This window comes from Streptomyces sp. SCSIO 30461 (assembly GCF_037023745.1).
In the GTDB taxonomy this organism is placed as follows: Bacteria; Actinomycetota; Actinomycetes; order Streptomycetales; family Streptomycetaceae; genus Streptomyces.
Window position 1 is genome coordinate 7,041,453 of record NZ_CP146101.1, and the last position, 25,666, is coordinate 7,067,118.

Consider the following 25,666-nt stretch of genomic DNA (forward strand, 5'->3'; position numbering starts at 1 on the left):
TGTTCTCGGAAAGAGTTTTCCACATTACGAGAACATCATAGGAAACGGAAAACGAGGAGGCCCGCGCCACCTGGGGTGACGCGGGCCTCTTCATACGCCTGTCAGTGGCACCGACCCGCCATGCTCGCCTCGCGGCAAGTGGTCCCTCTAAGGGACGAAGGTTGGGCCCGGGGGCTTGGATCGAGCCGGTGCCACAGACAGGCTAACAAAGAGTCCTGGACGGTGATTCCGCCCGACCGCGGTTGACCCGGAGTTGACTCCGAACGGATCCGCAGCGGGCTCCGAACGGTCGTACGACGCCGGTCGGCGTGGTCCCCAGGAGCCCTTCGACAGCGGTTCCAGGGCCCCGGTCTCAACCCCTGAGCAGCGCAGGAACCCCGTTCACGGCCGGCTGGTCGGCCTTCGCCGACACCACCGTGAGCTGCTGGGTCGCCCGGGTCAGCGCCACGTACAGCACCCGCAGGCCTGCGGCGCTCTCGGCGCCGGCGCCGTTCCCGGAGCGTCCGTTCTGCGAACTGCCCGCCACGATCTCCGCCGGCGACACCACGATGGTCGCGTCGTACTCAAGACCCTTGGCCTCCAGCGAACCGAGTGCCACCACCCGGTCGCCCAGTCCGTCCAGCCAGCGGGCGGCATCGGCCCGGCGGTCCATCGCGACCACCACCCCGATGGTGCCGTCGACCCGCTCCAGCATCCGGCGCACCTCCTCGCGCACCGTGCGCTCCAGATCGTCCCCGGCGACCGTGAAGCGCGGCACCACGCCCGTGGAGCGCACCGCGCGCGGAGACCGCGCCCCCGGCATGGCGAGCGCCAGCACCCGGGCGGCGAGCTCGGCGATCTCGGAGGGGTTGCGGTAGTTCACCGTCAGCTCGAAACGGCGGCGGGGTCGGCTGCCCAGCGCCTCGTCACGGGCGGCGGCGGCCTCGTCGGGGTCCGGCCAGGAGGACTGCGCCGGATCGCCCACGATCGTCCAGGTGGCATGGCGTCCGCGCCGACCGACCATGCGCCACTGCATGGGTGTGAGGTCCTGGGCCTCGTCCACGATGACGTGGGCGTACTCGGTCCGCTCTGCCGCCAGCCGCTCGGCCCGCTCACGCTGGGTCTCCTCGCGCTGCGGCATCAGCTCCTCCAGACCGGTGAGCTGGTCCAGCGGGTCGAGTCCGCGTCTCCTCTTCGGACGGGCCGGGGTGCCCAGCAGCGTCTGCAGTTCGTCCAGCATCGCCACATCGTGCACGGAGCGGCCGTCGCGGCCGAGGCTGCGGGCGAGTCTGCGCACCTCGCCCGGGTTGAGGATCCGGCGCGCCCAGCGCCCGAGCTGCTTCTCGTCCGCCATGGCGTCCAGTACGGCGGACGGGGTGAGCTCGGGCCACCAGGCGTTCAGGAAGCCGATGAAGCCGTCCTCCGTCGCCACGTCCTCGTCGAAGGAGGACCGCAGCTCGGCGGCGAGCTCCGGGTCGCTGTGTCGGGTCGCGGCGCCCGACCGGGCGTACAGCGCGTCCAACAGCAGCCGGCGGGCCCGCGGGCGCAGCAGGTTCACCGGAGCGGTGCCGCCGAGCACGTTGTGGCGGATGCGCTGGAGCTCGTCGGCCTCCAGTTCGAGGCGGCGCCCGAAGGCGACCACCCGCAGCCGTTCGGGTGCCTCCCCCAGCTCCAGCGCGCCTCGGGCGGCCTTGCGCAGCACCTTGAGCATCCGCGCTGAGCCCTTGACCCGGGCGACGGCCGGATCGTCGTATGCCGTGGCCTCCACCCCGTCGACCAGGGAGCCGACCGCGCGGATGGCGACCTGACCCTCCTCGCCCAGGGACGGCAGTACGCCCTCGGTGTACGCGACGAGCAGCGGGGTCGGCGAGACGATCAGGATGCCGCCCGCGTACCGCCGACGGTCCTGGTAGAGCAGATAGGCGGCACGGTGCAGTGCGACGGCGGTCTTGCCGGTGCCGGGCCCGCCCTCGACATAGGTCACGGAGGCGGCGGGCGCCCTGATCACCAGGTCCTGTTCCGCTTGGATGGAGGAGACGATGTCCCGCATGGTGTGGCTGCGGGCCTGTCCGAGCGCCGCCATCAACGCACCGTCACCGATGACGGGCAGTTCGACGCCGCCGAGCAGCGCGGTGACCTCGGGGCGCATCAGGTCGTCCTCGACACCGAGCACCTTGCGCCCCTTGGACCGGATGACCCTGCGGCGCACCACACGGCCGGGGTCGACCGGGGTCGACCGGTAGAACGGCGCGGCGGCCGGTGCGCGCCAGTCGATGACCAGTGGCGCGTAGTCGGCGTCAAGCACCCCGAGGCGCCCGATATGGAGGGTCTCGGCGATCTCGGCGGTGTTGTCCTCGCGTACCGCGTCTTCGGCCGGTTCCACCGAGGTGTAGGCGCCGTCGGGACCGCGCTGGCCGGTCTTGCCGAGCAGCAGGTCGATCCGGCCGAAGAGGAAGTCCTCGAACTCACTGTTGAGCCGGTTGAGGTGGATACCGGCGCGGAACACCTGGGCGTCGCGCTCGGCGAGGGCTCCGGGTGTGCCGACCTGGCCGCGTTTGGCGGCATCGTGCATCAGGAACTCCGCCTCGTGGATCTTCTCCTCGAGGCGGCGGTACACCTGGTCCAGATGTTCCTGCTCGACACCGATCTCACGATCGCGGATCGTGTCGACTCTGGTTCCAGCGGATCTGGTACCAGCAGCTTCCTGCGCGGACACCGAAGCCCCCTTCTGACGTGCACTGGGCAGCCGTCAACCGTACGCGAAGGGGGCCTCTCGTGTCAGGTGATGGAGGTCAGCCGTCGACCTCCACCAGGCGTTTTCCATCGAACGTACGGATCTCGAAGTGATCGATCTCGTTGCGCTCCATGGCCGTGACGCCGTTGACGTACAGGGGCTTCTGCCCCTTCTCGTCGGTGGCGTCCGGGAGGCCGTAACCCCACTCGGGCACGTTCCAGGAGCCGACGACCTCTTCCCGGCCTGCCTTGGACACCACGATCAGCTGGCACTTCTCGGGGCCCTTGACGTTCTTGAGCTCCATGACCGTGCGGGTGCCGTAGGGCTTCTGCTCCAGGCCGATGGTGGCGCTGACCTTGGTGGCCGCGTCGGTGTTCTGGACCTTCTCCGACACCTGGTCGAAGAAGGCGTCCTCGGCGGCGCTGCCGCCGGTGCTGGGAGGCGCGGCGACGCCCGCCTCCGCGTCGTCGTCGGTCACGACGACCGCGATGACCGGTCCACCCAGGATCAGGACCGCCGAGGCGGCGATCATGAACATGCTCCGCTGCCGCTTCCTCGCCCGCTTGACGGCGACCTCGCCGACGAGCTTGTCCAGCATCTGGGGGCTGGGCGCGGTCGGCACCACCGGGGCCGCGGAACGGCGCGGCGGTTCCATCAGCGTGCTGGTGAACGGCAAGTCGCCCGCCGACGCCTGCGAGCCGCCCGGCTGGCGCTGACGGGGCACCGCGCTCGGGGCCTCCGCCAGCATCGCCAGCATCGGCGCCATCCCGGAGAACTCCTCGAGGTGGGCGGCGCAGATGTCACAGCCCGCCAGATGCGCCTCGAAAGCGGTGGCTTCCGCGTCGTCCAGGATTCCGAGTGCGTACGCCCCTACGGTCTCGTGGATCGAGCCCTGCTCGGATGGTTCGGACTGCGGGGGCTGCCCGAACTGACCGGACTGACCGGACTGACCTGACTGCCCAAACTGCCCGAACTGTCCGTATGGATCCTGTGTGTTCATGCCGTGACCCCCCTCTCCTCCAGAGCGAGCTTCATGGAACGCAACGCATAGAAGACACGGGACCGGACGGTCCCGCTCGGTATGCCAAGCGTCTCGGCCGCTTCGTTGACCGTACGCCCCTTGAAGTACGTCTCGACGAGTACTTCCCTGTGCGCCGGGGTCAAATCATCAAGCGCATCCGAGAGCGTCATCAGCCACAACGCCTTGTCGATCTCGTCCTCCGCAGGCATGACCTCCAGCGGCGACGGGTCGACCTCCTGCGGCCGGGCCTGCCGGCTGCGGTGACCGTCGATGACGATGCGGCGTGCGACCGTCACCAGCCAGGGTCGGACAGAGCCGGTCGCCCTATTGAGCTGTCCGGCGTTTTTCCAGGCACGAATGAGCGTCTCCTGCACCACATCCTCGGCGCGCTGGCGGTCGCCTGCGACGAGACGGAGTACATAGGCGAGGAGGGGTCCGGCATGCTCCTGATACAGCGCGCGCATCAGCTCCTCGTCGGGGACGGAGGAACTGGCGCGCGTTGTCGCAGCTCGATGCCGGGCCTGCCTGGAACGGTCATCGGCCACGGCGGCATCCTTGCGCACCTGAACCTCCCGGTCGAGACCCTGATTGATGTCTGGGCTGCTTCCCTGTCGCCTCTCACTACGCGGGCGGGCGGCGTTCGTCTCAACGCAGACGCGATTTTCTTCCAGGACTTTTCAGCGGGGCCATCCGGCCGCGCATCTCCCCAGGTCACAGCACCTGTCCGCAGACAGCCGTGACTCCGCTCACACGACCGGCCCCACACCCGTCCCTGACTCGCGCCGGGCACGCCCGAGTTGAGCCGCTCCGGTCAGGCCCGTGCGGTGGCCGCCCTGCGCCGATGCCGCGCCACCCGCTCCCGATTGCCGCACACCTCACTCGAACACCAGCGCCTCCGGCGCCCGCGCGATGTGTCCACATAGACCCGTCGGCACCCGTCGCCTTCGCAACGCCGCAGCGCCGCACGAGCCACCGGATCAGTGAGCAATTCCACAGCGTCGCGGGCCACGGCGGCGAGCAGCCCGGCGCATTCGGGCCGGCTGAGCGGCGCCCTTACGAGAGCCCCGTCGGCGTCTCGTACGGCCCTGACGGCAGGCGGAGCCGCCGCGGCGGCGAAGGCGTTGAGCCTGGCGAGTGCGGTGTCGTCGGACCGCCCGTCGATATGAGCGTGCACCAGGCGCGCCACACAGTCGCGCAGTTCGACGAACGCCGGAACCCAGCGCACGGTCACCGCCTCCAGCGGCGTCCCCGCGGGCAGCAGCCCGGCTTCCCCAAGCCACCGCCCGAGCGCTCCCGCCCCACCAGGCGCCACTGCCACCAGATCCAGGCAGACCCGCCCGGCCTCGAACCGCGCGTCCCACCCGCCTGCCTCCGTGGCCATGGGACCAGAGTGCCCCCGGCACGACGGCGCGGGAAGCCCATGTATCGGTCAGGTCTGGAGGGCGGGCCACCGGAGTCCTGAGGCACTTGGCCTTCGGTGGTCCAACGGGAAGGCTCCCGGACCCGCCAGGGAGCACGTCAAACGTCCGCGTACTTCTCGTCCGACGCCGGGTCCAGCGCCAGCCGGTACCCCCGCTTCACCACGGTCTGGATGAGCTGGGGCGCGCCAAGTGCCGTGCGCAGCCGGGCCATCGCCGTCTCCACGGCGTGCTCGTCCCGCCCCGCGCCGGGCAGTGCGCGCAGCAGGTCGGCGCGGGAGACCACCCAACCGGGGCGGCGCGCCAAGGCGTTGATGAGGGCCATGCCGGCCGGCGGTACGGGACGCAGCTCGGCGTCCACCAGCACCGCGTGGCCGCGGATCTCGATGCGTCGGCCCGCGACCGGCAGGGTGCGGGCGCGGGCGGGGAGTTCGAGGCAGAGGAGCTGAACCAGTGGACCGAGGCGGAAGCGTTCGGGCTGGACCGTGTCCAGGCCGCTGGCCTGGAGCGGCAGCGCGGTCACCGGGCCCACGCAGGCCGGGAGCACATCGTGGCGGAAGGCGTCGAGCAGTTCCGGGAGCAGACCGCGCTCATCGGCGCGGGAGAGCAGCGAGGCGGCGGCCGGTGCGCTGGTGAAGGCCAGGGCGTCGACCTGGCGGGCCACGGTGGTGTCCAGCAGCCGGTCGAGCGGGGCGAGGTCCTCCGGCGGCATCCAGCGGTAGACGGGGACGACGACGACCTCCGCTCCCCCGGCCCGCAGCGCCTCCACGAAGCCCGGAAGTGGCTCACCGTGCAGTTGGAGGGCGATCCGCCGTCCCTCGACGCCCTCGGTAAGCAGCCGGTCCAGTACCTCGGCCATCGACTCGGACGACGGCGACCACTCCTCGGTCAGACCGGCCGCTCGGATCGCGCCCTTCACCTTGGGTCCGCGCGCCAGGAGTTCCACGCCGCGCAGACAGCCGAGCAGTTCCTCACCGCAGCCCCAGCCGTCGGCCGCCGCCACCCAGCCCCGGAAGCCGATCGCGGTGGTGGCGACGACCACGTCCGGTGCGTGGGCGATGAGTTCCTTGGTCGCGGCGAGCAGTTCACCGTCGTCGGCGAGCGGCACGATCCGCAGGGCGGGTGCGTGCTGCACCACGGCGCCGCGGCGCTGGAGCAGCACGCCGAGTTCCTCGGCGCGCCGGGCCGCGGTGACCCCCACGGTGAATCCGGCCAGGGGACCCACCGCGGGGGCATCGCGCTGTTCGTCGTACATGCCGACCGAGCCTGGCAAGAGAGCGTGACAGGCTCGGATCGGCGGTATTTCCGCGCCGTTACGGGGCACCGCGACTCACACCTCGACGTAACTGAGCTGGGCGTTGGCCTTGGCGCTCGTCACCGGAGCGGCGACGGGCCGCCGAAGGTATACCGCCCAGGTGACGGTGAAGCACACGGCGTAGCAGAGCAGGAAGGCGACGAACGCGCCGGTTCCGGTGCCGGCGGTCAGGAACGACTGCCGGAAGGCGAGGTTGATCGCCAGCCCCCCGAGGGCGCCGACCGCTCCGATCAGCCCCATCGCCGCGCCGGACAGCCTGCGCCCGTAGGCTTCGGCGACCTCGCCCGCCATGCCCTTGGCCAGCGCCTTGGCCTTGAAGATGCCGGGGATCATCTTGTAGGTGGAGCCGTTGCCGAGCCCGCTGAGCACGAACAGGGCGATGAAGCCCACCAGGAAGACCGGCAGCGACTCGGACACGGATGCGTAGACGACGATCCCGGTGGCGGCAGCCATCGCGGCGAACGTCCACAGCGTGATCCTCGCCCCGCCGAAGCGGTCCGCGAGCGAACCGCCCACCGGCCTGATGAGCGAGCCCAGCAGGGGCCCGACGAAGGTCAGAGACGCGGCCTGGAGGGGCGTACGGCCGAACTGGGTCTGGAGCACCAGGCCGAAGGCGAAGCTGTAGCCGATGAAAGATCCGAAGGTGCCGATGTAGAGCAAGGACATGATCCAGGTGTGCGGATCCCGGACGGCTTCCTTCGCCGCCCCGGTGTCGTTCTTCACGGGAGCGAGATTGTCCATGCAGAGCGCGGCGCAGAGCGCGGCCAGCACGATCAGCGGCAGATAGACCCCGAGCACCAGCCGCGGATGGGCGGCCCCGGCGGTCCCGATCACCAGCAGTCCGACGAGTTGCACCACGGGTACACCGATGTTCCCGCCGCCCGCGTTCAGTCCGAGCGCCCAGCCCTTCTTCCTCAGCGGGAAGAAGGCGTTGATGTTGGTCATGGAGGAGGCGAAGTTCCCGCCGCCGACCCCGGTGAGGGCCGCGACGGCCAGGAACGTCCCATACGAGGTCCCGGGCTCCATCACCGCGTAGGCGGCACCGGTCGGCAACAGCAGCAGCAGCGCGCTGATCACCGTCCAGTTGCGCCCGCCGAACCGGGCGACGGCGAAGGTGTACGGCACCCGGATCACCGCGCCGACCATGGTCGCGGTCGCTATCAGGAAGAACTTCCCTGCCGGGTCGACCCCGTACTCGGGCCCCATGAACAGGACCATCACCGACCAGAGGGTCCAGATGGAGAACCCGATGTGCTCGGAGAGCACGGAGAAGACCAGATTGCGCCGGGCGATGCGCTCGCCCCGCTCCGCCCAGAAGACCTCGTCCTCCGGGTCCCACTGCTGGATCCACCTGCCGCCGCTGCTGCCACGGGCCATGGCGCGCCTCCCTCGCACTCGGGTTTGTGCTTCCGAAGGTAGGGAGGGTGGGTTTCAGGCCCGTGGCACGAGGTGACCGGTGTGGAACCTTGCTCTCACCGGGGGCGGGGGCCGGGTGTGAGCGTGCCGCTCACACCCGCGTCCGCGAGCTCAGGCTCGGGCGCGGCGGCCCTTGTTCCTGTTCACAGCGCCGCTCGGCCACAGCCGGGGCCTGCGCTTGGCCGCCACGTCCTCCAGCCAGCCCACACTGACGGTCATCAGGCCGATCAGCGGCCAGACGGCGATCAGCATCAGGTACACGTACACCGACTCCACGAAGCCGCTCAGGTGCTCGTCCACATACGGGATCTCCCACAGGAGGTCGATGATCGGGATCGTGGCCATGATCAGCATGTTGTGCCAGAGGTAGATCGTCACGGCACGGTTGTTGGCGAGGGTGACCAGGCGGTCGAAGCGGGCCAGCCTCCCGGGCAGCTCCTGCCAGGACGGCGAGTAGATCAGCAGGATCACGCAGAAGCCGAACGACCAGGTCGCCTGGGCGAGCGGGATGTCGTTGAGGTCCCAGCCGTCCTCACCCAGGTGACCCGAGGCCCACCACAGCCCGAATGCCATGACCAGCGAGGAGGCGGACACCGCCACATAGCGCGGGACCTTCTCGAACATGCCGTCCTGGTGGGCGAATCCGAGCACCCAGCAGGAGCCGTAGACGGCGAAATCGGTGATCGCGTTGCCCGTCTCGCCCGGGATGGTGAACAGCCCCGAGCCCACGATGACGGTCAGCCCGAGCGGCCCGAGCAGCGTGGCCCAGGGGGCCCTACGGAAGGCCCACAGCAGCAGCGGCGACGCGATGACGAACCACAGGTAGGCCCGGATGTACCAGAGGGGCCCGGCCGCCTGGACGGCCCAGGTCTGCTCCAGCAGTCCGGAGTCGTCACCGCTGTGCCAGGGGAACGGAGGCGCGCCGACCGGGACGATGTACCAGGCGAGCTTCACGAACCACCAGATGCCCTCCTCCTTCAGCGGCTTCCAGCCGAAGTAGAAGATCAGCGGCAGCACGATCGCGGAGAACGCCCACATCGGCGGCAGCAGCCGCCGCACCCTGCCCCGGATGACCTCCCAGGCCGGCCGCGCCAGCGAGCGCGCCATCAAGGACCCCGCCAACGCGAACATCACGCCCATGGAGGGGAAGATGACGGTCAGCCAGGCCCAGCCGAAGATGTGGTAGACGACGACGCGGACCAGCGCGATGGTGCGCAGCAGGTCCAGGTAGCGGTCACGGCCGGGCCTCTTGGGCGCGGTCGCGGTGGTCGGGCCCGGGTCCTGGGACAAGCCCGGATCGCGGGTCGGGCCTGTGTCCGGGACTGAGCCCGGTGCCTCGGTGGAGCCCGGTGCCGCCGAATCCGCGACCTGGTGCCGGGGACTGGCCTGGAGCCCGGCCCGGAACGCGTCCCTGGTCCGTGCCGCGGATTGTGCCCCGGCCTCCGGACCGTACGGGGACCCGCCGTGGTGTCCCGTCCGGTGTCCGTCATCGGACAGGCCGCCCAGGTCGATGGGCTGGGTGGTCACGCGACGGGCCTCCGGTCTTCGCTGCTCTGACGCGGGCTCGGAATCGAGCCTGGCGCCTCCACCGCACCCGTGCGGCGGAGCTTCTGCCAGCGAAGCCGGCCGCCGGTGAGCGCGGTGATCCAGGACTGGAGCAGCACCACGTACATCAGCTGCCGGTAGAGGATCTGCTGGAGGGGCAGCGCGATCAGATGCACCATGCGTTCCTTGTCGAGCCGGAACGCGTACGCGGCGCACGCGGCCTGGACGGCGAGCACGCCGAGCCAGGCGACGACTGTCTTCTGGGTGGGGCCGAAGACCAGTCCGTACAGCAGGAACACGTCGATGAGCGGCGCGAGCAGCGGGAACAGCACCATGAACAGCGAGACCAGCGGAAGGCCGACCCGGCCGAAGCGGCCGGACGGGCCCTTCTCGATCACGGCCCCGCGGTGCTTCCAGATGGCCTGCATCGTGCCGTACGACCAGCGGTAGCGCTGGGACCAAAGCTGCTGCACGCTCTCAGGCGCCTCGGTCCAGGCGCGCGCCCGCTCGGCGTAGACGACCTTCCAGCCGTCGCGGTGCAGCGCCATCGTGATGTCGGTGTCCTCGGCGAGGGTGTCGTCGCTCATCCCGCCGACCCGCCGCAGGGCCTCGCGCCGGAAGGCCCCGACCGCGCCCGGGATGGTGGGCATGCAGCGCAGCATGTCGTACATCCGGCGGTCCAGGTTGAAGCCCATCACGTACTCGATGTGCTGCCAGGCGCCGATGAGGGACTCCCGGTTGCCGACCTTGGCGTTGCCGGCGACGGCACCGACCTCGGGGTCGCCGAACGGCTGGACCAGTTCGCGGACCGTCGACGGCTCGAAGACCGTGTCGCCGTCCATCATCACGATGATGTCGTGGCGAGCGTTGCGGATGCCGTTGTTGAGGGCCTCCGGCTTTCCGGCGTTGGCCTGCCGGACCACCCGGACATTGGGCAGCCACATGTCGTCGACGAGGTCGGCGGTGCCGTCGGACGATCCGTCGTCGATGACGAGGACCTCGATGGGGTGGTCGCTGGCCATCAGCGACCGCACCGTGTTCTCGATGCACTCCTTCTCGTTGTAGGCGGGGACGAGCACGGTCACCGGTTCGGTGACCGCCGGGCCCCAACGGAAACGGCGGCGGCGCACCTTGCGGGCGTGGCCGAAGGAGAGCAGCAGCATCATCCCGAAACGCACGAAGACCAGGACGCCGATCACGGCGAGGCCGATGGTCAGGGCGCTGGTGGTGCGCTCGGAGACCGCGACCGCCCCCACCCAGGCCTTGCCCTTCCACAGTTCGGGGCCGGTGACCTCGGTGTGCGCGCTGGGCGCGCCGAGTGCCTCGGTGAGGTTGGTGAAGTCGTAGCCGCGCTTCTGCATCTGGGGCAGGAAGCGGTCCAGCGCCGCGACGGTCTGGGAGCGGTCGCCACCGGAGTCGTGCATCAGCACGACGGCGCCCTTGGTGCCCTTGGGCGTGGCTCGCTCGATGATCGCGTCGACACCGGGGCGCTTCCAGTCCTCGCTGTCGGTGTCGTTGAACGCGGTGATGTAGCCCTGGCTGCCGACGTACTCGGTGATCGGCCACGAGTTGTCGTCCTGGGCGGCCGAGAACGAGGAGTACGGCGGCCGGAACAGGGAGCTTCGGATCCCCGCCGCGCCGGCGAGGGCCAGTTGGTTCTGGGTGAGCTCCCAGTCGATGCGGCTCTCGGACTGGAAGGAGAGGTCGGGGTGGTTGAAGGTGTGCAGCCCGATCTCATGGCCCTCGGCGACCATCCGCTCGACCAGTTCGGGGTGGCGGGAGGTCATGGTGCCGGTGACGAAGAAGACGGCGTGTGCGTCGTACTCCTTCAGCTTGTCGAGTACCTGGGGCGTCCAGACGGGGTCGGGCCCGTCGTCGAAGGTCAGCACCAGCTTCTTGTCCGGGACGCTCAGCGCCTTGGGCGCGCCTCCCGCACGGGCGTCGACGACCGGTCCGCCCTTGAGGATGTTCCCGGGCACGTTGTCGCTGGACGTCGGGGGACGTACGCGATGGTCGGCGAGGATCTCGCTGTGCACATAGCCGCGCAGCATCAGCATCGCGAGCAGCGCGACGAGGAACAGCGAGGGCAGCAGATAGCGCATGGGCAGCCTGCGCCTGACGGCCGTGCGCTGTCGCTGACGACGCGCACGCCTGACGGAGGTGGTCATCTACTGTGCGCCTTCCAGGCCCTGCTCGCCGCCATCACCCGCGGGGTCGGCCGGTGGTTCCTCCGTGGGTCCCGTCTCGGTGTCGGCCGGGGGGACGGGCGGCTGCTCGGGCCCGGGCTCCTCGTCGCCCGGACCGTCGACTGCGGGAGTGGACGGGGTGGGGGGCGTGACGGGCTTGTCGGTGTTCCCGGCGCCGCCGGCGGTACGGGGTGCGGCCGCGGCGGATTCGGTGGGATCGGCGCCGGTGTCGGCGGCGTCCGACGCACCCGCCCCCGCGTTGCCCGCGGTGCCGCTGGTCGCGCCGCCCGGCTGCTGCTCGGGGGCGGTGCCTGCGGAGTCGTCGAGAACGGGGGCTCCGGGACTGCCTCCGGGGACGGCCCGTCCCGTGGAAGAGCCGGTGGGAACGGGCTGCTCCTGGACGGTCCCGGTGTTCTGCTCGCCCTCGGGGCCGGGTATCAGCAGCCAGGGCGCTCTGGAGTTGCCGCCGATGAGGGCGGCGACGAGGGTGACGGCGTAGCAGGCGCAGGCGACGGCGAGCACCCAGCCGATGCGTCGGAGCTTGCGGCTGCGCCGTCCGCTCTGGTCCACGAACACCGGTCCTTCGGACGGCTCAGGCCCGGTGGAAGCGCCCGGCAGGGTCGTGGACCCGGCGAGGCGACTACGCTCCGTAATCTGCTGACCAAGGCCGTCGAGCTGGACGGTGAGCTCGTTGAGCCCGTCGAGATCCTGGAGCTCGACGGCCGCCAGCTGGACCGTTACCTCACTGCCCACCGGCTCGTTGAACTCATGTGCAGGCCCGCGGCGGGCATCTTCTCGCCAAGTTTCCACTGAAGAACGCACATCCCCCACTGAACGGAACCGAGGCGCAGGTATGGCCGGATCATGGTCACCCGACACGGCCCCGACCGCGTCCAAGCAGCCGCTATCCCATGTGGCACCCGGGACCACGAATGTAGCGCACAGTGCTTCCGCTTGTGATGGCGTATCAGTTGTTGTCTGTAATTAGTGACCGGTCTGCGTCCGGGAGCCAAGCTCCGGGGATCATTTTCAGCCAACCCTCCTCGGCGGCGAGCCGGGTGGCCGCGAGCCGCAGGGCGTCGAGGCCCGGATGCCTCAGCCCGCGCCTCCAGACCAGGGAAAGCGGCGACAGCGGCACAGGGGCGACAAGGGGGCGCAGGACGGCTCCGGGCATGGGCGGGAATTCGGTTACTGCGAGTACAGGGCAGCGAGTTTTGGCCATGATGCGGCGGAACTCCTCCTTCCCCAGGGCGACCGGCGCCGGCGGGGCGACTTCGATGCCGCGCCCCTGGAACAGCTGTCGCGCCAGGTCGGTCCACTCCAGCGTCTTCGGATTGCCCGCTCCGGCGTAGATCCGCTCGCCCGCGAGGGCGTCCAACGCCAGGCGCTCGCACCCTGCCAGCGGGTGATCGGCGGGCAGCAGCACGGCCATCGGCTCGAACCGCACGAGCTGGTGCTCGAGGTGCGAACGGATGGATGAATCGAGTCCGGCGAACCTCCCGAAGGACACATCGAGGCGCCCGGCGACGATCTCCGCCGCCGCCCCGGTCAGCCCGCTCTCGAAGCGGGCCATCAACTCGCTCCCGGGCGCGAGCGCACGGGCGCGCTCCAGCACCCGGCTCGTCGTCATGCCCTCGCTGTTGAGATCGACCAGCAGCGGTCGACCGGCGTCCGCGAACACCGCCGCCAGCTCGTCGTGCGCCGCCAGCACTCGGCGCGCGTACGGCAGCAGCCGCTCCCCGTCGGCGGTGAGAGTCACCTGCCGGGTGGTGCGTACGAACAACTCGGCGCGCAGCACGCGCTCCAGGCGTCTGATGTCCCGGCTCAGCGCCTGCTGGGCGGTGAACAGCAGGGTGGCAGCGCGGGTGAAGTGCAGTTCGGTGGCGACGGCGACGAAGGCGCGCAGCAGCCGGGGATCGATGTCCTGGGCCTGGGGCATGCGGGGAATTTACAACAGGGGTGCGTCAATCGGCTCCGAACAGGTGTTGGACCACGGCAGCCAAGCCCGACGAGCCTTGATCCATGCCTCAGACGACCACTCCCCCTCAGTCGACGACAACTCCGCGTATGACCACATCCGGTGGCACGCTGGTCCTGGCGCCGCCCTACCGGGAGCCGGGTACGAACGGCCCCGCGCGGCCGTGGCGCGGGGCACCTGCGTCCGGCAGGGCACGCACCGCACGGCCCACCCGTCCGCCCAGCGCTCGCCCGCCCGGTCCCTACACGCGTCTCTTCCGCATCCCCGGCGCCCGCGCCTTCACCATCGGCAACCTCATCGCCCGGCTCCCCATGGGGATGTTCGGCGTGAGCGCCGTGGTCATGATCGCGGGGGCGCGGGGCTCCTACGCGCTCGCCGGGGCCGTCACCGCGACCGGCCTCGCCGCCACCGCGCTGGTCGCACCGTGGACGGCCCGGCTGGTCGACCGGTTCGGGCAGGCTCGGGTCGCCGTCCCGGCCACCGCACTCGCCGTGCTCGGCGAGATCGCCCTGGTGCTGTGCGTACGCCACGACACACCGGTCTGGACGCTGTTCGCCTCGTACGCGGCCACCGCGACCGTGCCCAACACCGGCGGGATGTCCCGTGCCCGCTGGACCCATCTGCTGAGGGACGACCCGGGGGCCCTGCACACCGCCAACTCGTTCGAGCAGGCCGCCGACGAGCTGTGCTTCATGCTGGGTCCCGTGCTGGCGGCCTTCCTGTGCGCGGCTCTCTTCCCCGAGGCCGGCACCGTGGCCGGGGCGCTGCTGCTGCTCACCGGCGTGCTGCTGTTCTCGGCGCAGCGCTCCACCGAGCCCCCTGCGGTACCCCGGACATCAACCGGAACACCCCTGCGGATACCGGGGATGGCTCCGCTGCTGGCCGTGTTCCTCGCGACCGGCGCGGTCTTCGGCTCCATGGAGGTGGTGACGATCGCGTTCGCGGACGGCCCGGCCGCGGGTCCGGTACTGGCGCTGCAGGCCGCGGGCTCGTGCGCGGCGGGGCTGGCGTACGGCAGGGTTCGGCGCGGTGCGGGGCTGCGGGGCTGCCTGGCCGCGATGACGGCCCTGATGACGCTGCCGCTGCTGGCCGCGGTGGCGACAGGTTCACTGGCGGCGGTGGCAGCCGCCCTGCTGATCGCGGGGATGGCGACGGCGCCGACCATGGTGACGGGGATGGGCACGGTACAGCGCCTGACCCCGCGGGACCGGCTGAACGAGGGCATGACCCTTGCCGTGACGGCGCTGCTCGGCGGTGTCGCGGCGGGGTCGGCGACGGGCGGCTGGCTGGTCGAGGAGGCAGGTGCGGCATACGCCTATGCCGTACCTGCGACGGCTGCGGGACTCGCTCTGCTGCTGGCCCTCTCGGCCCACAATCCACGAAGGGACAGGCAATGACAAAGGCCCGGCTGTGACGGCCGGGCCTTTGCCCACATGGGGCCGGGTCCGGGGGTACCCCCGGGTCCCCGGGCGAAGGCGACCCGTGCCCGCTCTCTTCGCGGGCCCACGTCGCCTGTCGCCGTCGTGGAGATGGCGGGAATCGAACCCGCGTCCAACGGTGCGGAATCAGGGCTTCTCCGTGTGCAGTCCGCTGCGCTTTTCTCGGCCCCGGAGATCACGCGGACAAGTCTCCAACGGGCTCAGTCACTGTGTGGTTTCCCTCTACACCCCGTGACCGGGCCTAGAGGTTGAGTTCCCTAGCTGATGCCAGGATCCGGGTCGGGAACAGCCCCGGGCTGACACTTCGCAAGTCGCTACTTAGGCAGCGAGGGCGAAGGAATCGCGCTTGGTGTTGGCGATTATTGGTTTCGGCGCGTGGTTTACGAGATCATTGCCGCTTCCTCGACACGCTTCCCCTGCTTCGACATCCGCTGTCGAAACCGATCATCCCCATGTTGATTTTTCAAAAACGCCCTCTTGGTGAGGGCAGGTGCCATCGTACGTGACCAACGCACCACGGTGCCAGCGTATTCCCCCGCGGGGGTGCGCGCGCCCTGAAGGGATCAGGCGCGCTGGCGCCGCCGAGCCGCGGACACCGCCCGGTCCGCCTCGCGGCGGTCCTGCTTCTCACGCAGGGTCTGCCGCTTGTCGTACTCCTTCTTCCCCTTGGCGAGCGCGATCTCGACCTTGGCCCGCCCGTCCTTGAAGTACAGCGCGAGCGGCACGATGGTGTGCCCAGTCTCCTGGGACTTGGACTCCAGCTTGTCGATCTCGGCACGGTGCAGCAGCAGCTTCCGCTTGCGCCGAGCGCTGTGGTTGGTCCAGGTGCCCTGGCTGTACTCCGGTACGTGCACGTTGTGCAGCCATGCCTCATGGTCGTCGATGTGGACGAACCCGTCCACCAGCGAGGCCCGCCCCTGGCGCAGCGACTTCACCTCGGTACCCATCAGCACGAGACCGCACTCGTAGGTGTCGAGGATGTGGTAGTCGTGCCGCGCCTTCTTGTTCTGCGCGATCAGCTTGCGCCCTTTTTCCTTAGCCATAGTGAGGTCATTTTCGCACTACGACCCGGTCCCGAGGCCACTCAATACCGTACGGGCACGCTCCTGCGCCTCCGTGTCGGCGACGAGGTCCGGAGTGATCCCCTTGCCCTCGACCTCACGTCCGGCCGGGGTCCGGTAGTGGCCGACGGTGAGCTCGGCGACCGACCCGCCCGGCAGCTCCTCCGGCATCTGCACGGAGCCCTTGCCGAAGGAGCGGGAGCCCACGGTGACGGCGCGACCGCGGTCCTGGAGAGCCCCGGCGACCAGCTCGGCGGCGCTCATGGTGCCGCCGTCGACCAGGACCACGACGGGTCTGTCCGTATCGCCGCCGGAGCGGGCGTACAGAGCCTTCTGCTCCCCGTGCACGTCGTAGGTGGCGACCAGTCCGCCGTCCAGGAAGGCGGAGGCGGCCGTGACGGCCTCGGAGACCAGGCCGCCGCCGTTGCCTCGCAGGTCGAGCAGCACGCCCGCGTCCGCCGGGGCGTTCCGTACGGCTTCCCGTACCCGCTCGCCCGAGCCCTTGGTGAAGGCTGCCACCCTGATCATCACCGCGTTGTCGTCCAACGTCCGGACCGTGACCGCCTCGGTGGCCAGCCGGGCCCTGCGCAGGGTCCGTGTCCAGGCGCGCTCACCCCGCTGGAGACCAAGCGCCACGGCCGAGCCCGCCTCGGCGCCCTTGCCGTCGCCGCGCAGCAGGGCGACGACCTCGCTGACCGGGCGGCCGTCTATCGAGACCCCGTCGACGGAGCGCACCTGGTCCCCGGTCCGGATACCGGCGCGCTCGGCGGGACCGCCGCGCTGCACCCGGACGACCTCCACCCGTCCGTCCGACCCACGCCTGGCCCAGAGCCCGACACCGGTGTAGGCGCCGTCCAGTGCCTGTGCGAACTCCTCGTACTCCCCCTTGTCGTACACCGCGCCCCAGCGGTCCCCGCTGCGGCTGACGACCTCCTCGGCGGCTTCCGCCGCGGACTTGCCGTCCGCCATGGCCTCGGCGGCGGCACGGGCCACCTCGGCGCGGTCGGCCATGGGGACCGCGGCGGCACGCGCCGCGGGCACCGGGTCCGGCTCGGCCGGGCTCCGCGGCAGCAGACCGGTCGCCGAAGCGGTGACCAGCACGCCCGCGAACACCAAGGTCAGGGCCGCCCCTCGGCGAAATCCACGAGGGAACTCCCGGGGCATCAGGGGTGATTCAGGGCCCAACATGGCGCCCACTCTAAGACAAGCGGAGGGCGCCGTACGGCTGTTGACCGTACGGCGCCCGGGGCGCTTGTCACACCTTGAGGTACTTGCGCAAAGCGATGAAAGCGGCAAGAGCGGGCATCAGGAGACCGATAGCGAGCACAAAGGGCAACTTCGCGATCACTGCATCCCAGCCGATGAAGTTGACCAGCTGCATCTTCTCGGAGAGCGCGAGGCCGTGGTCGATCAGGAAGTACCGGCCCGTCAGCAGCAGCACACAGGCCACCACGCCGCCGAGCAGCCCCGCGAAGGCGGCCTCCATGATGAACGGCATCTGGATGTAGAAACTGGAGGCTCCGACGAGCCGCATGATCCCGGTCTCACGCCGACGGCTGAACGCCGACACCCGCACAGTGTTGACGATCAGCATCAGCGCGATGATCAGCATCAGGCCCATGACGAACAGTGCAGCGATGTTCATGCCGTTCATCAGGTCGAACAGGTTCTGCAGGATGTTGCGCTGGTCCTGTACGGACTGCACACCGTCCCGCCCCGCGAAGGCGGTGGCCACCACCTGGTACTTCTCCGGGTCCTTCAGCTTGACCCGGAACGACTCCTGCATCTGGTCCGGAGTGATCGTCGCGGCGATGGGGGTGTCGCTGTACTGCTCCCGGTAGTGCTTGTACGCCTCGTCGGCCGACTCCCGGTGCACGGTGTCGACGACGTCCATCTTCTCGAGATCGCTCTGGATCTGCTCCTTCTGCTCGGCGGTCACCGCTCCCTTGGAGCACTTCTCGTCGGTTTCCGCGTCGTTCTTGTTGCAGAGGAAGATGGAGACGTTGACCTTGTCGTACCAGAAGTCCTTCATGGTGCTGACCTGCTCGCGCATGAGCAGCGCACCGCCGAAGAGCGCGAGCGACAGGGCCACGGAGACGATCACCGCGAAGGTCATCGTCAGATTGCGGCGGAGACCGACGCCGATCTCCGACAGTACGAACTGGGCACGCATGGCGAGTCGTTCAGCCTTTCAGTGCTGGTAGCCGTAGACGCCGCGCGCCTGGTCACGTACGAGCCGGCCCTGTTCGAGCTCGATGACGCGCTTGCGCATCTGGTCCACGATGTTCTGGTCGTGGGTCGCCATCACCACCGTGGTGCCGGTCCTGTTGATCCGGTCCAACAGCTTCATGATGCCGACGGAGGTCTGCGGGTCCAGGTTTCCGGTGGGCTCGTCCGCGATCAGCAGCATGGGACGGTTGACGAACGCACGGGCGATGGCGACGCGCTGCTGCTCACCACCGGAGAGCTCACCGGGCATCCGGTCCTCCTTGCCACCCAGCCCGACGAGGTCGAGCACCTGGGGCACGGACTTGCGGATCTCACCGCGGGACTTGCCGATGACCTCCTGGGCGAAGGCCACGTTCTCCGCCACTGTCTTGTTGGGCAGCAGACGGAAGTCCTGGAAGACCGTGCCGAGCTGGCGGCGCATGTGCGGCACCTTCCAGTTCGACAGGCGTGCGAGGTCCTTGCCCAGGACGTGGACCTGACCGTGGCTGGCGCGCTCCTCGCGCAGGATCAGCCGCAGGAAGGTCGACTTTCCGGAACCGGACGAGCCCACGAGGAAGACGAACTCGCCCTTCTCGATCTCCAAGGAGACATCGCGCAGGGCTGGGCGGTTCTGCTTGGGATAGCTCTTGGAGACGTTGTCGAATCGGATCACGAGTGCACCACGGTCAGCCGGGAGTAGGTGTCCGTGACCATACGCGAAGGAGGATGACCCGCGCAGTCACCGACCGGCGTTGCGGCGTTTGTACGGCTTTGACGGCGAGGTCCGGCGCGCTCCGTGACGGGGGCATCCGAGGGGGACGCGCCGAATCGCGTCTGAGCTGGCACAGTGGGAGGGGGAACGGACGCGTCCCCGTGCACGTTGAGCGGAGAAGAACACTGAGAAGCATCACCGGGTCACCCCGGGAGTACGACTCGGCCGACGGCTCCGCCATGCGGGAGGAGGAGAGCGCATGACCTACGACCGACTGGTGTGCGCCAACTGCGCGGCACCCGTCAGTGAGGGCCGGTGCCCCGTCTGCCGCAGCAGCCGCGAGCGCCTGCAGCAGTCAGCCGGCCCGCTGGCGGGCCTGAGCCCGACCGCCCTGCTCGCGCTGCTGGCGATCCTGGTGGCCGCTGTCGCGCTGCTGGCGGCGCACCAGACCGTGTAGGCCGCCCCCAGTCTTCCCTCAGCGCCGGCGAGCGGCCCGGGGGGATTGGACGCCTCCCAGGCGCCTCAGAGCACCACAGACGCACCAGGGGGCCCGGACGCCATTTGACGTCCGGGCCCCCGTGCGCTCCATTACGAGCGGTTACACGCACTCACGGGCGGCTGCGGCCACTCAGGCGGCCGTACGCCCGCCGCCGGCGAGACGCGGCAGTATCCGGAAGCCGATGCCGCCCGCGATCATGGTCGCGGCGCCGACCAGCAGGAACGTGATCTCCGTGGCACCGGTCTCCGCGAGTTCCTCCTTGGCCTCACCCTGCTCGACCGGAGTGGAGCCGGCGTTGTTGGTGTCGGTGTTGTCCACGCACTCGGCGCCCTCGACGCTCACGGTGCAGTCGCCTGAGCCACCGCCAGTACCGTTGCCGCTACCGCCGGTGGCGGCGGAACCGCCGGACGTCGTGGCGGAACCACCGGACGTGGTAGCAGAGCCACCGTCCGTGGTCGTGCCACCGTCCGTGGTCGTGCCACCGTCCGTGGTGCCACCATCCGTGGTGCCACCATCCGTGGTCGTGCCACCGTCCGTGGTGCCACCATCCGTGGTGCCACCATCCGTGGTCGTGCCACCGTCCGTGGTGCCACCATCCGTGGTGCCACCATCCGTGGTCGTGCCACCGTCCGTGGTGCCACCGTCCGTGGTGCCACCGTCCGTGGTGCCACCGTCCGTGGTCGTGCCACCATCCGTGGTGCCACCATCCGTGGTCGTGCCACCGTCCGTGGTGCCACCGTCCGTGGTGCCACCGTCCGTGGTGCCACCGGTCGGGTCGGTCGGGCAGGAGGCGTCACCGGGGATGCACGACTCCTCGCCGCCATCTCCATTGCCGTTGCCCTCGTTCTCACCACCGACGCCGAGGCCGACCTCGGCGCCCTCCCTGGAGACCCCGGCCTCGGCCTTGATCCCCACGACGTCCACACCGATACCCACGGCCTGAGCGGCACCAGCGGCGGTCAGGGACGCACCGGCGGCGATCACCGCGCCGGCGGCTATCCGTGCCACACGGACCCGCGTCTTCTTGGTCATATGTGTGCTACCCCCAGTAGCTCTATGTCATTGATGCCGCTTCGAGGGGGTGGCGGGGCTGAGAGCACATCCGCCTTCCCCGCACACACGCCCTGGAAACACGCATGCCGCGCGTCAGCCTTCCCAGTTTTCGCGGACGCGTCAAGGACGTTGCGCGTGCGATGCCCGGAATAAGGTGAGTTGACTGAGGCATTGGCTGCGACTGTGACATGAGAAGGTAACTGGCGCCGAGGAGGCGCCAGTTACCTTGTCGACAAAACGAGCGGTTGGCTTCACGCCGCTTGCGCCAGCGAACGACCACCGCCTTTGTCGCTCGACACCGGACGGTGTCGCCGCATCCACGAGGACCGAGGCTCGGCCCGGATCCGGCCACCGAACGCACCGAGCGGCGCCGGATCCGTGAAGGATCCGGCGCCGCTCGTACGGCACGCGGACGCGGAAGACCGCGACGCTCCGTCTACTTCTCCTGCTGCTTGCGCCAGCGGATGCCTGCCTCGAGGAAGCCGTCGATCTCGCCGTCCAGCACCGACTGGGGGTTGCCGACCTCGTGCTCCGTACGCAGGTCCTTGACCATCTGGTACGGGTGCAGGACGTACGAACGCATCTGGTTGCCCCAGGAGTTGCCGCCGTCGCCCTTGAGCGCGTCCATCTTGGCCTGCTCCTCCTGGCGGCGGCGCTCAAGGAGCTTCGCCTGAAGGACGTTCATCGCGCTCGCCTTGTTCTGGATCTGGGAACGCTCGTTCTGGCAGGAGACCACGATGCCGGTCGGGATGTGGGTGATACGCACTGCGGAGTCGGTGGTGTTGACACCCTGGCCGCCCGGGCCGGAAGCGCGGTAGACGTCCACACGCAGCTCGGACTCGTCGATCTCGACGTGGTCGGACTGCTCGACGACCGGAAGCACCTCGACGCCCGCGAAGGAGGTCTGACGGCGGCCCTGGTTGTCGAACGGCGAGATACGGACCAGACGGTGGGTGCCCTGCTCGACGGAGAGCGTGCCATAGGCATACGGCGCCTTCACCACGAAGGTGGTCGACTTGATACCGGCCTCTTCCGCGTACGAGGTCTCGTAGACCTCCGTGCCGTAACCGTGGCGCTCCGCCCAGCGCAGGTACATGCGCTGGAGCTGCTCGGCGAAATCGGCGGCGTCGACGCCGCCCGCCTCGGCGCGGATGTTGACGAGCGCCTCGCGCTCGTCGTACTCGCCGGAGAGGAGGGTGCGGACCTCCATCTCGTCCAGGGCCTTGCGGACGGCCTCCAGCTCGGACTCGGCCTCCGCGCGGGTGTCCGGGTCGTCCTCGGCCTCGGCGAGCTCGAAGAGCACTTCGAGATCGTCGATACGCCCGCGCAGTGCCTCGGCCTTGCGGACCTCGGCCTGGAGGTGCGAGAGCCTGCTGGTGATCTTCTGCGCCGCCTCGGGGTCGTCCCACAGGGACGGTGCCGCCGCCTGCTCCTCGAGCGCGGCGATGTCTGCCCTCATCCTGTCGAGGTCCAGGACGGCCTCGATCGACCCCATGGTCGAGGAGAGGGACTTCAGCTCTTCGGATACATCGACGACTGCCACGGCACCAGCGTAACGGCTGGCCGGACCGTACCGTCCCGCCCGTCCGGGACAAGAGGGGACAAAGGCGCGAGGAAGAGGACGCTAAGGCTGCGACGGGGCTGACTGCTTCGAGTCCTGGGGTGGTGCGCCCTCGTCGTCACCGCCCGCGGCGAGCCAGCTCCCGGCCCCGATGGCCGCCACCAGCACGATTCCCGCGACACCGAGGGTGATCCGGCGCCTGCGGACCGCATCCGCCTTGTGGCGGGCGGAGCCGGGACGGCGCTGGCCCGGGGAGCGCGGAGCACGGGCCGTGCCGCGGGCACCGCCCGCGAGCTCGTCCGGGCCCGGGACGCGCATGGAGGTGTGGGTGTCCCGGTTGGAGTCGGTGGTCGCGCGGGGAACCAGCGGGACAGCTGCCCTGCGGGGTGCGCTGGGAGCGGCGGGATAGGCCGAGTCCGCCTCGGCACCGGCGTCGCAGGAGGACTCGGCGTCCGGCTCGTCCACATCGAGCGGGGGCATGCCCCTCAGCGTCGGCTGGAGCTCACGCAGCCGCGCCGCGAGCTCGGACGCGCGCAGCCGGGACGCGGGCGCCTTGGCCAGGCACTGGACGATCAGCTGCCACAGCTCGTCGGGGATACCCGGCAGGGGCACCACGGTCTCGGTGACATGGCGTCGCAGTACGGCGCCGGGGTGGCCGCCACCGAACGGGGTGAAGCCCGCGAGCAACTCGTAGAGCACCGTCGCGAGGGCGTAGATGTCGACGGCGGCACGGGGCGGCAGGCCCTCCACGATCTCCGGGGCCAGATAGTCGGGCGTCCCGATGATCCGAGTGGCACGGGTGCGGCGCGGGGTGTCGATCAGCTTGGCGACGCCGAAGTCGGTCAGCAGCGCGGGGTGGGATCCGCCTGGACCGAGCGGCCCCTCCATGTCGAGCAGGATGTTCTCCGGCTTGACGTCACGGTGGACCACACCGACCGCGTGGGCGGCGGCGAGGCCGTCGGCGACGTCGGCGGCGATGGCTACCGCGGCGGCGGGCGCCAGCCGACGCTCCCGATCGAGGCGGGTACGCAGATCCGTGCCTCGGACGAGATCCATCACCAGGGCGAGGTCATTGCCGTCCACCACGAGGTCGTGGACGGCGACGACCCGCGGATGGTCGAGCCCGAGCAGGGCCGTGCGCTCCCGGACGAACCGCCCGACGAGCTCCTCGTCGGAGGCCAGGTCCTCGCGCAGTAGCTTGATGGCGACGGGGCCTTCAGGCCCCTCGCCGAGCCACACCGTGCCGGCGCTGCCCCGCCCGAGGATCTGGTGGGCGGTGTACCGGCTGCCGATATTCCGTGCCAAAACTGCTCCCTCAGCGGCTGGCGTTGCCCACAAACTACGCGGGTATCGGGGAGTTCAGTGCCCCGAATGGCGCCGCCCGTCACTTCTGTGGGGCTATTTCCCCCGTCCAAGCACCACAGAAAGTCGACATGGGGACACAGTCGCCGATGAGGGAGTCACTGACCGCTGGTACCCGTGCCTCCGCGTCCGGAGCCCGAGCCGACCAACTCGCTGATGAAGTCGGTCACCTGGCCGATCCCGTCGCCGATGGCGTTCCAGTAGCTCTCGCCCGTGCCGATCCACTCCTGGAGGGGCGTGAGTTCCCAGATCAGCCAGCCCGCGACGAACAGCAGCACCAGTGTGAACAGACAGCCCTTGAGGCAGCCGAGACCGGGAATCCGCATCGGATTGGCGCTGCGCTGGCGAGGCGGGCGCGGCTCACGCTGCGGGCGCTGGGCGGGCTGCTGAGGCGGCGGGGGCTGCGGCGGGGCGTACTGCTGCCGCTGCGGGGCGTAGTGCTGGGGCGCGGCAGGGGCGTACTGCTGCGGAGGGGGCGCGTACTGCTGACCGCGCTGCGGCTGGGGTTGCGGCCGCCCCTGGGGGCGCTGTGCGGGCCGCTGCGGTGGCTGGGGCGGTGGCGCCTGGCGCTGCGGACGGCGACGCAGCGGGTCCTCGCTCGGGTCCAGATACTGGACCTGGGTCTGCTCGTTGCGGTTCCGAGCCGCCTGCAGCTGGGACTGCCAGGGGTGCGGGTCCTCAGGCCCGGAGCCCTGGGGCACGGGCGGCATGACCGCGGTCGGATCGGCGGCGCCACCCGGCGCGCCGGTGTGCGGGAGCACGCTGGTGGCGGCTCCCGGGTCGTACTGCGCGGCGTTGGTCGGCAGCACCTGGGTGGGGTCGGCCGCACCCGGCGTCTGCGGGACGGCGGCGGGGTCGGGGTCGGGTGCGAGCAGCGCACCGACCCCCTCCGCGGCCTCGATCTGGGCGGGCGTGGAGTGCACGCCGATTCCGGCGGCGACGGTGCGAAGCCCGCGGGCGAGATTCTCCGCGCTGGGGCGCTCGCCCGGCTCCTTGCGCAGGCAGCGCTCTATGACCGTCCAGAGCGGCCCCGGGACGGTGGACGGGCGGCGCGGTTCCTCGCTCAGATGGCGGTGCAGCACCTCGAGCGCCGTGCCGCCGGCGAACGGCGGACGGCCGGTGACCAGCTCGTACAGCAGGATTCCGGCGCCGTAGATGTCGACGGCCGAGGTCTGCGGACGACCCTCGGCGGATTCGGGGGCCACATAGGCGGGCGTGCCGACGAACTCGTGTGTACGGGTCAGGCCCGGGGAGTCCGCGAGGCGCGCGATACCGAAGTCGGTGAGCATCGGGTGCATCTCGCCCGCCCGCTCGGCGAGCAGGACGTTCGCGGGCTTGAGGTCGCGGTGCACCACGCCGTCGTCGTGGCTGGCGGCGAGCGCGTCCGCGATCTGCGCGGTGAGCAGGCAGGCCCCCACGGGCGTGAACGGGCCGTTGTCCCGGAGGTAGCGGTGCAGGTCGGGGCCATCGACCAGGTCCATCACCAGGGCGAGCAGATCGCCCTCGACCACCAGGTCGCGGGTCCGGACGATGTTCGGGTGGGTGAGCCTGAGCAGCACGGACCGCTCGCGCAGGAAGCGCATCACCACGTCCGCGTCGTTCGCCAGCTCTTCCTTGAGGACCTTGATCGCCACGGTCTCGCCCGGCTGGCCTGCGACGGCGGCCTCGGCTCCCGCGGTCTCACGCTGGCGGGCTCGCCAGACGGTGCCCGTGGCACCGCGGCCGAGCGGTTCCTCGAGCAGGTACTTGCTGCCTACCGGCCGCACGTCATGCGCTCCCTGCTGATCGTGGTACGTGGTTCTGGTCGTACGGGTCGTGTGCAGTACGGGTGATGCGGGTGGTACTGGTCACACTGGCGCCCGACCGCGTGTCCGACCCACTGTAGTGCCGCCGATCGGGTCAACGGCGGCTCACCGGATGTGATGCGTGGGCCGGGTAAGACGCAGCGCGCAGGCCGATGGTTGCCAGGTCACCGCGAGGTGACGGCTCCACTCACCCCCGCATCGACCACCGAACGGCTGTGCCAATGACGGCAGAGGCGATCCCAACCAGGAACTTTTGTACCCAGAGCCGACCAATCAAGATCACTTGAGGCCGGGTGGCGGGCGAGTTGTCGGTGGCAGGTGCGAGGATGCCTCCAGCACGACGTGTGGGGTGGGGAGCGCCCCGCGGCCGTGCC

At 70.1% G+C, this 25,666-nt stretch carries 20 protein-coding genes and 1 other RNA gene; 2 read left to right on the top strand and 19 right to left on the bottom strand.

What is annotated here, in order from left to right:
• Positions 1-352 precede the first annotated feature (352 nt).
• The 10 genes from V1460_RS31625 to V1460_RS31670 form a co-directional block, all read right to left on the bottom strand.
• Positions 353-2,695 (bottom strand): UvrD-helicase domain-containing protein, encoded by a 2,343-nt coding sequence (locus V1460_RS31625; protein WP_338677022.1) that lies wholly within the window; start codon positions 2,693-2,695, stop codon positions 353-355.
• A gap of 76 nt (positions 2,696-2,771) precedes the next feature.
• On the bottom strand, positions 2,772-3,713 hold the full coding sequence (locus tag V1460_RS31630; RefSeq protein ID WP_338677023.1) for a zf-HC2 domain-containing protein: 942 nt from the start codon (positions 3,711-3,713) through the stop codon (positions 2,772-2,774).
• Positions 3,710-4,297 carry a sigma-70 family RNA polymerase sigma factor gene (locus tag V1460_RS31635; RefSeq protein WP_338677024.1) on the bottom strand — a complete coding sequence of 196 codons (588 nt, stop codon included), beginning with the start codon at positions 4,295-4,297 and terminating at the stop codon, positions 3,710-3,712. The genes V1460_RS31630 and V1460_RS31635 overlap by 4 nt, the downstream gene beginning before the upstream one ends.
• Before the next feature lie 248 nt (positions 4,298-4,545).
• Positions 4,546-5,115, bottom strand: coding sequence for a CGNR zinc finger domain-containing protein (locus V1460_RS31640; protein WP_338677025.1), 570 nt, complete (start codon positions 5,113-5,115; stop codon positions 4,546-4,548).
• 137 nt (positions 5,116-5,252) lie between these two features.
• The gene (locus V1460_RS31645) at positions 5,253-6,407 is read right to left on the bottom strand and encodes a uroporphyrinogen-III synthase (protein WP_338677026.1); all 1,155 of its coding nucleotides are present in this window, start codon (positions 6,405-6,407) and stop codon (positions 5,253-5,255) included.
• A gap of 75 nt (positions 6,408-6,482) precedes the next feature.
• On the bottom strand, positions 6,483-7,844 hold the full coding sequence (locus V1460_RS31650; protein ID WP_338677027.1) for a nitrate/nitrite transporter: 1,362 nt from the start codon (positions 7,842-7,844) through the stop codon (positions 6,483-6,485).
• A 150-nt stretch (positions 7,845-7,994) separates the two neighbouring features.
• The gene (locus V1460_RS31655) at positions 7,995-9,173 is read right to left on the bottom strand and encodes an acyltransferase (protein ID WP_338678285.1); all 1,179 of its coding nucleotides are present in this window, start codon (positions 9,171-9,173) and stop codon (positions 7,995-7,997) included.
• A gap of 233 nt (positions 9,174-9,406) precedes the next feature.
• Positions 9,407-11,596 (bottom strand): glycosyltransferase, encoded by a 2,190-nt coding sequence (locus V1460_RS31660; protein WP_338677028.1) that lies wholly within the window; start codon positions 11,594-11,596, stop codon positions 9,407-9,409.
• Positions 11,597-12,367 carry a hypothetical protein gene (locus V1460_RS31665; protein ID WP_338677029.1) on the bottom strand — a complete coding sequence of 257 codons (771 nt, stop codon included), beginning with the start codon at positions 12,365-12,367 and terminating at the stop codon, positions 11,597-11,599.
• Between the two features lie 214 nt (positions 12,368-12,581).
• The gene (locus tag V1460_RS31670; RefSeq protein WP_338677030.1) at positions 12,582-13,553 is read right to left on the bottom strand and encodes a LysR family transcriptional regulator; all 972 of its coding nucleotides are present in this window, start codon (positions 13,551-13,553) and stop codon (positions 12,582-12,584) included.
• A 128-nt stretch (positions 13,554-13,681) separates the two neighbouring features.
• On the opposite strand from V1460_RS31670, the gene V1460_RS31675 reads away from it, so the two are divergent.
• Positions 13,682-14,989: an MFS transporter gene (locus V1460_RS31675; RefSeq protein WP_338677031.1), complete on the top strand. Its 1,308-nt coding sequence runs from the start codon at positions 13,682-13,684 to the stop codon at positions 14,987-14,989.
• 124 nt (positions 14,990-15,113) lie between these two features.
• On the opposite strand, the gene ssrA is transcribed toward V1460_RS31675, so the two are convergent.
• The 5 genes from ssrA to ftsE all read right to left on the bottom strand — a co-directional run bounded on the left by ssrA (position 15,114) and on the right by ftsE (position 18,973).
• Positions 15,114-15,483: a transfer-messenger RNA gene (gene ssrA / locus V1460_RS31680) on the bottom strand.
• A gap of 111 nt (positions 15,484-15,594) precedes the next feature.
• Positions 15,595-16,074 (bottom strand): SsrA-binding protein SmpB, encoded by a 480-nt coding sequence (gene smpB, locus V1460_RS31685; protein ID WP_338677032.1) that lies wholly within the window; start codon positions 16,072-16,074, stop codon positions 15,595-15,597.
• Between the two features lie 18 nt (positions 16,075-16,092).
• A complete protein-coding gene (locus V1460_RS31690) occupies positions 16,093-17,280 on the bottom strand; it encodes a S41 family peptidase (RefSeq protein WP_338677033.1) in 1,188 nt (395 codons plus the stop codon).
• 67 nt (positions 17,281-17,347) lie between these two features.
• Positions 17,348-18,265, bottom strand: coding sequence for a permease-like cell division protein FtsX (gene ftsX / locus V1460_RS31695; RefSeq protein WP_338677034.1), 918 nt, complete (start codon positions 18,263-18,265; stop codon positions 17,348-17,350).
• 18 nt (positions 18,266-18,283) lie between these two features.
• On the bottom strand, positions 18,284-18,973 hold the full coding sequence (ftsE, locus tag V1460_RS31700) for a cell division ATP-binding protein FtsE (RefSeq protein ID WP_338677035.1): 690 nt from the start codon (positions 18,971-18,973) through the stop codon (positions 18,284-18,286).
• 298 nt (positions 18,974-19,271) lie between these two features.
• On the opposite strand from ftsE, the gene V1460_RS31705 reads away from it, so the two are divergent.
• Positions 19,272-19,469, top strand: coding sequence for a hypothetical protein (locus tag V1460_RS31705; protein WP_338677036.1), 198 nt, complete (start codon positions 19,272-19,274; stop codon positions 19,467-19,469).
• A 171-nt stretch (positions 19,470-19,640) separates the two neighbouring features.
• Here V1460_RS31705 and V1460_RS31710 read toward each other — a convergent pair whose 3' ends face one another.
• The 4 genes from V1460_RS31710 to V1460_RS31725 form a co-directional block, all read right to left on the bottom strand.
• The gene (locus V1460_RS31710; protein WP_338677037.1) at positions 19,641-20,543 is read right to left on the bottom strand and encodes a hypothetical protein; all 903 of its coding nucleotides are present in this window, start codon (positions 20,541-20,543) and stop codon (positions 19,641-19,643) included.
• Positions 20,544-21,000: 457 nt separating this feature from the next.
• Complete coding sequence (prfB, locus tag V1460_RS31715) at positions 21,001-22,107, bottom strand: peptide chain release factor 2 (protein WP_338677038.1); 1,107 nt, start codon at positions 22,105-22,107, stop codon at positions 21,001-21,003.
• An 81-nt stretch (positions 22,108-22,188) separates the two neighbouring features.
• On the bottom strand, positions 22,189-23,430 hold the full coding sequence (locus V1460_RS31720; protein ID WP_338677039.1) for a serine/threonine-protein kinase: 1,242 nt from the start codon (positions 23,428-23,430) through the stop codon (positions 22,189-22,191).
• A 155-nt stretch (positions 23,431-23,585) separates the two neighbouring features.
• Entirely contained in the window at positions 23,586-25,253 is a 1,668-nt protein-coding gene (locus tag V1460_RS31725; protein WP_338677040.1) for a protein kinase domain-containing protein, read from the bottom strand.
• Between the last annotated feature and the right edge of the window lie 413 nt (positions 25,254-25,666).

What these genes read in the sequence shown, in the direction of transcription:
- V1460_RS31630 (WP_338677023.1), bottom strand. Translation starts at nt 3,713, where the DNA reads ATGAACACACAGGATCCATACGGACAGTTCGGGCAGTTTGGGCAGTCA.
- V1460_RS31640 (WP_338677025.1), bottom strand. Translation starts at nt 5,115, where the DNA reads ATGGCCACGGAGGCAGGCGGGTGGGACGCGCGGTTCGAGGCCGGGCGG.
- V1460_RS31645 (WP_338677026.1), bottom strand. Translation starts at nt 6,407, where the DNA reads ATGTACGACGAACAGCGCGATGCCCCCGCGGTGGGTCCCCTGGCCGGA.
- V1460_RS31650 (WP_338677027.1), bottom strand. Translation starts at nt 7,844, where the DNA reads ATGGCCCGTGGCAGCAGCGGCGGCAGGTGGATCCAGCAGTGGGACCCG.
- V1460_RS31660 (WP_338677028.1), bottom strand. Translation starts at nt 11,596, where the DNA reads ATGACCACCTCCGTCAGGCGTGCGCGTCGTCAGCGACAGCGCACGGCC.
- V1460_RS31670 (WP_338677030.1), bottom strand. Translation starts at nt 13,553, where the DNA reads ATGCCCCAGGCCCAGGACATCGATCCCCGGCTGCTGCGCGCCTTCGTC.
- V1460_RS31675 (WP_338677031.1), top strand. Translation starts at nt 13,682, where the DNA reads ATGACCACATCCGGTGGCACGCTGGTCCTGGCGCCGCCCTACCGGGAG.
- smpB (WP_338677032.1), bottom strand. Translation starts at nt 16,074, where the DNA reads ATGGCTAAGGAAAAAGGGCGCAAGCTGATCGCGCAGAACAAGAAGGCG.
- V1460_RS31690 (WP_338677033.1), bottom strand. Translation starts at nt 17,280, where the DNA reads ATGTTGGGCCCTGAATCACCCCTGATGCCCCGGGAGTTCCCTCGTGGA.
- ftsX (WP_338677034.1), bottom strand. Translation starts at nt 18,265, where the DNA reads ATGCGTGCCCAGTTCGTACTGTCGGAGATCGGCGTCGGTCTCCGCCGC.
- V1460_RS31705 (WP_338677036.1), top strand. Translation starts at nt 19,272, where the DNA reads ATGACCTACGACCGACTGGTGTGCGCCAACTGCGCGGCACCCGTCAGT.
- V1460_RS31710 (WP_338677037.1), bottom strand. Translation starts at nt 20,543, where the DNA reads ATGACCAAGAAGACGCGGGTCCGTGTGGCACGGATAGCCGCCGGCGCG.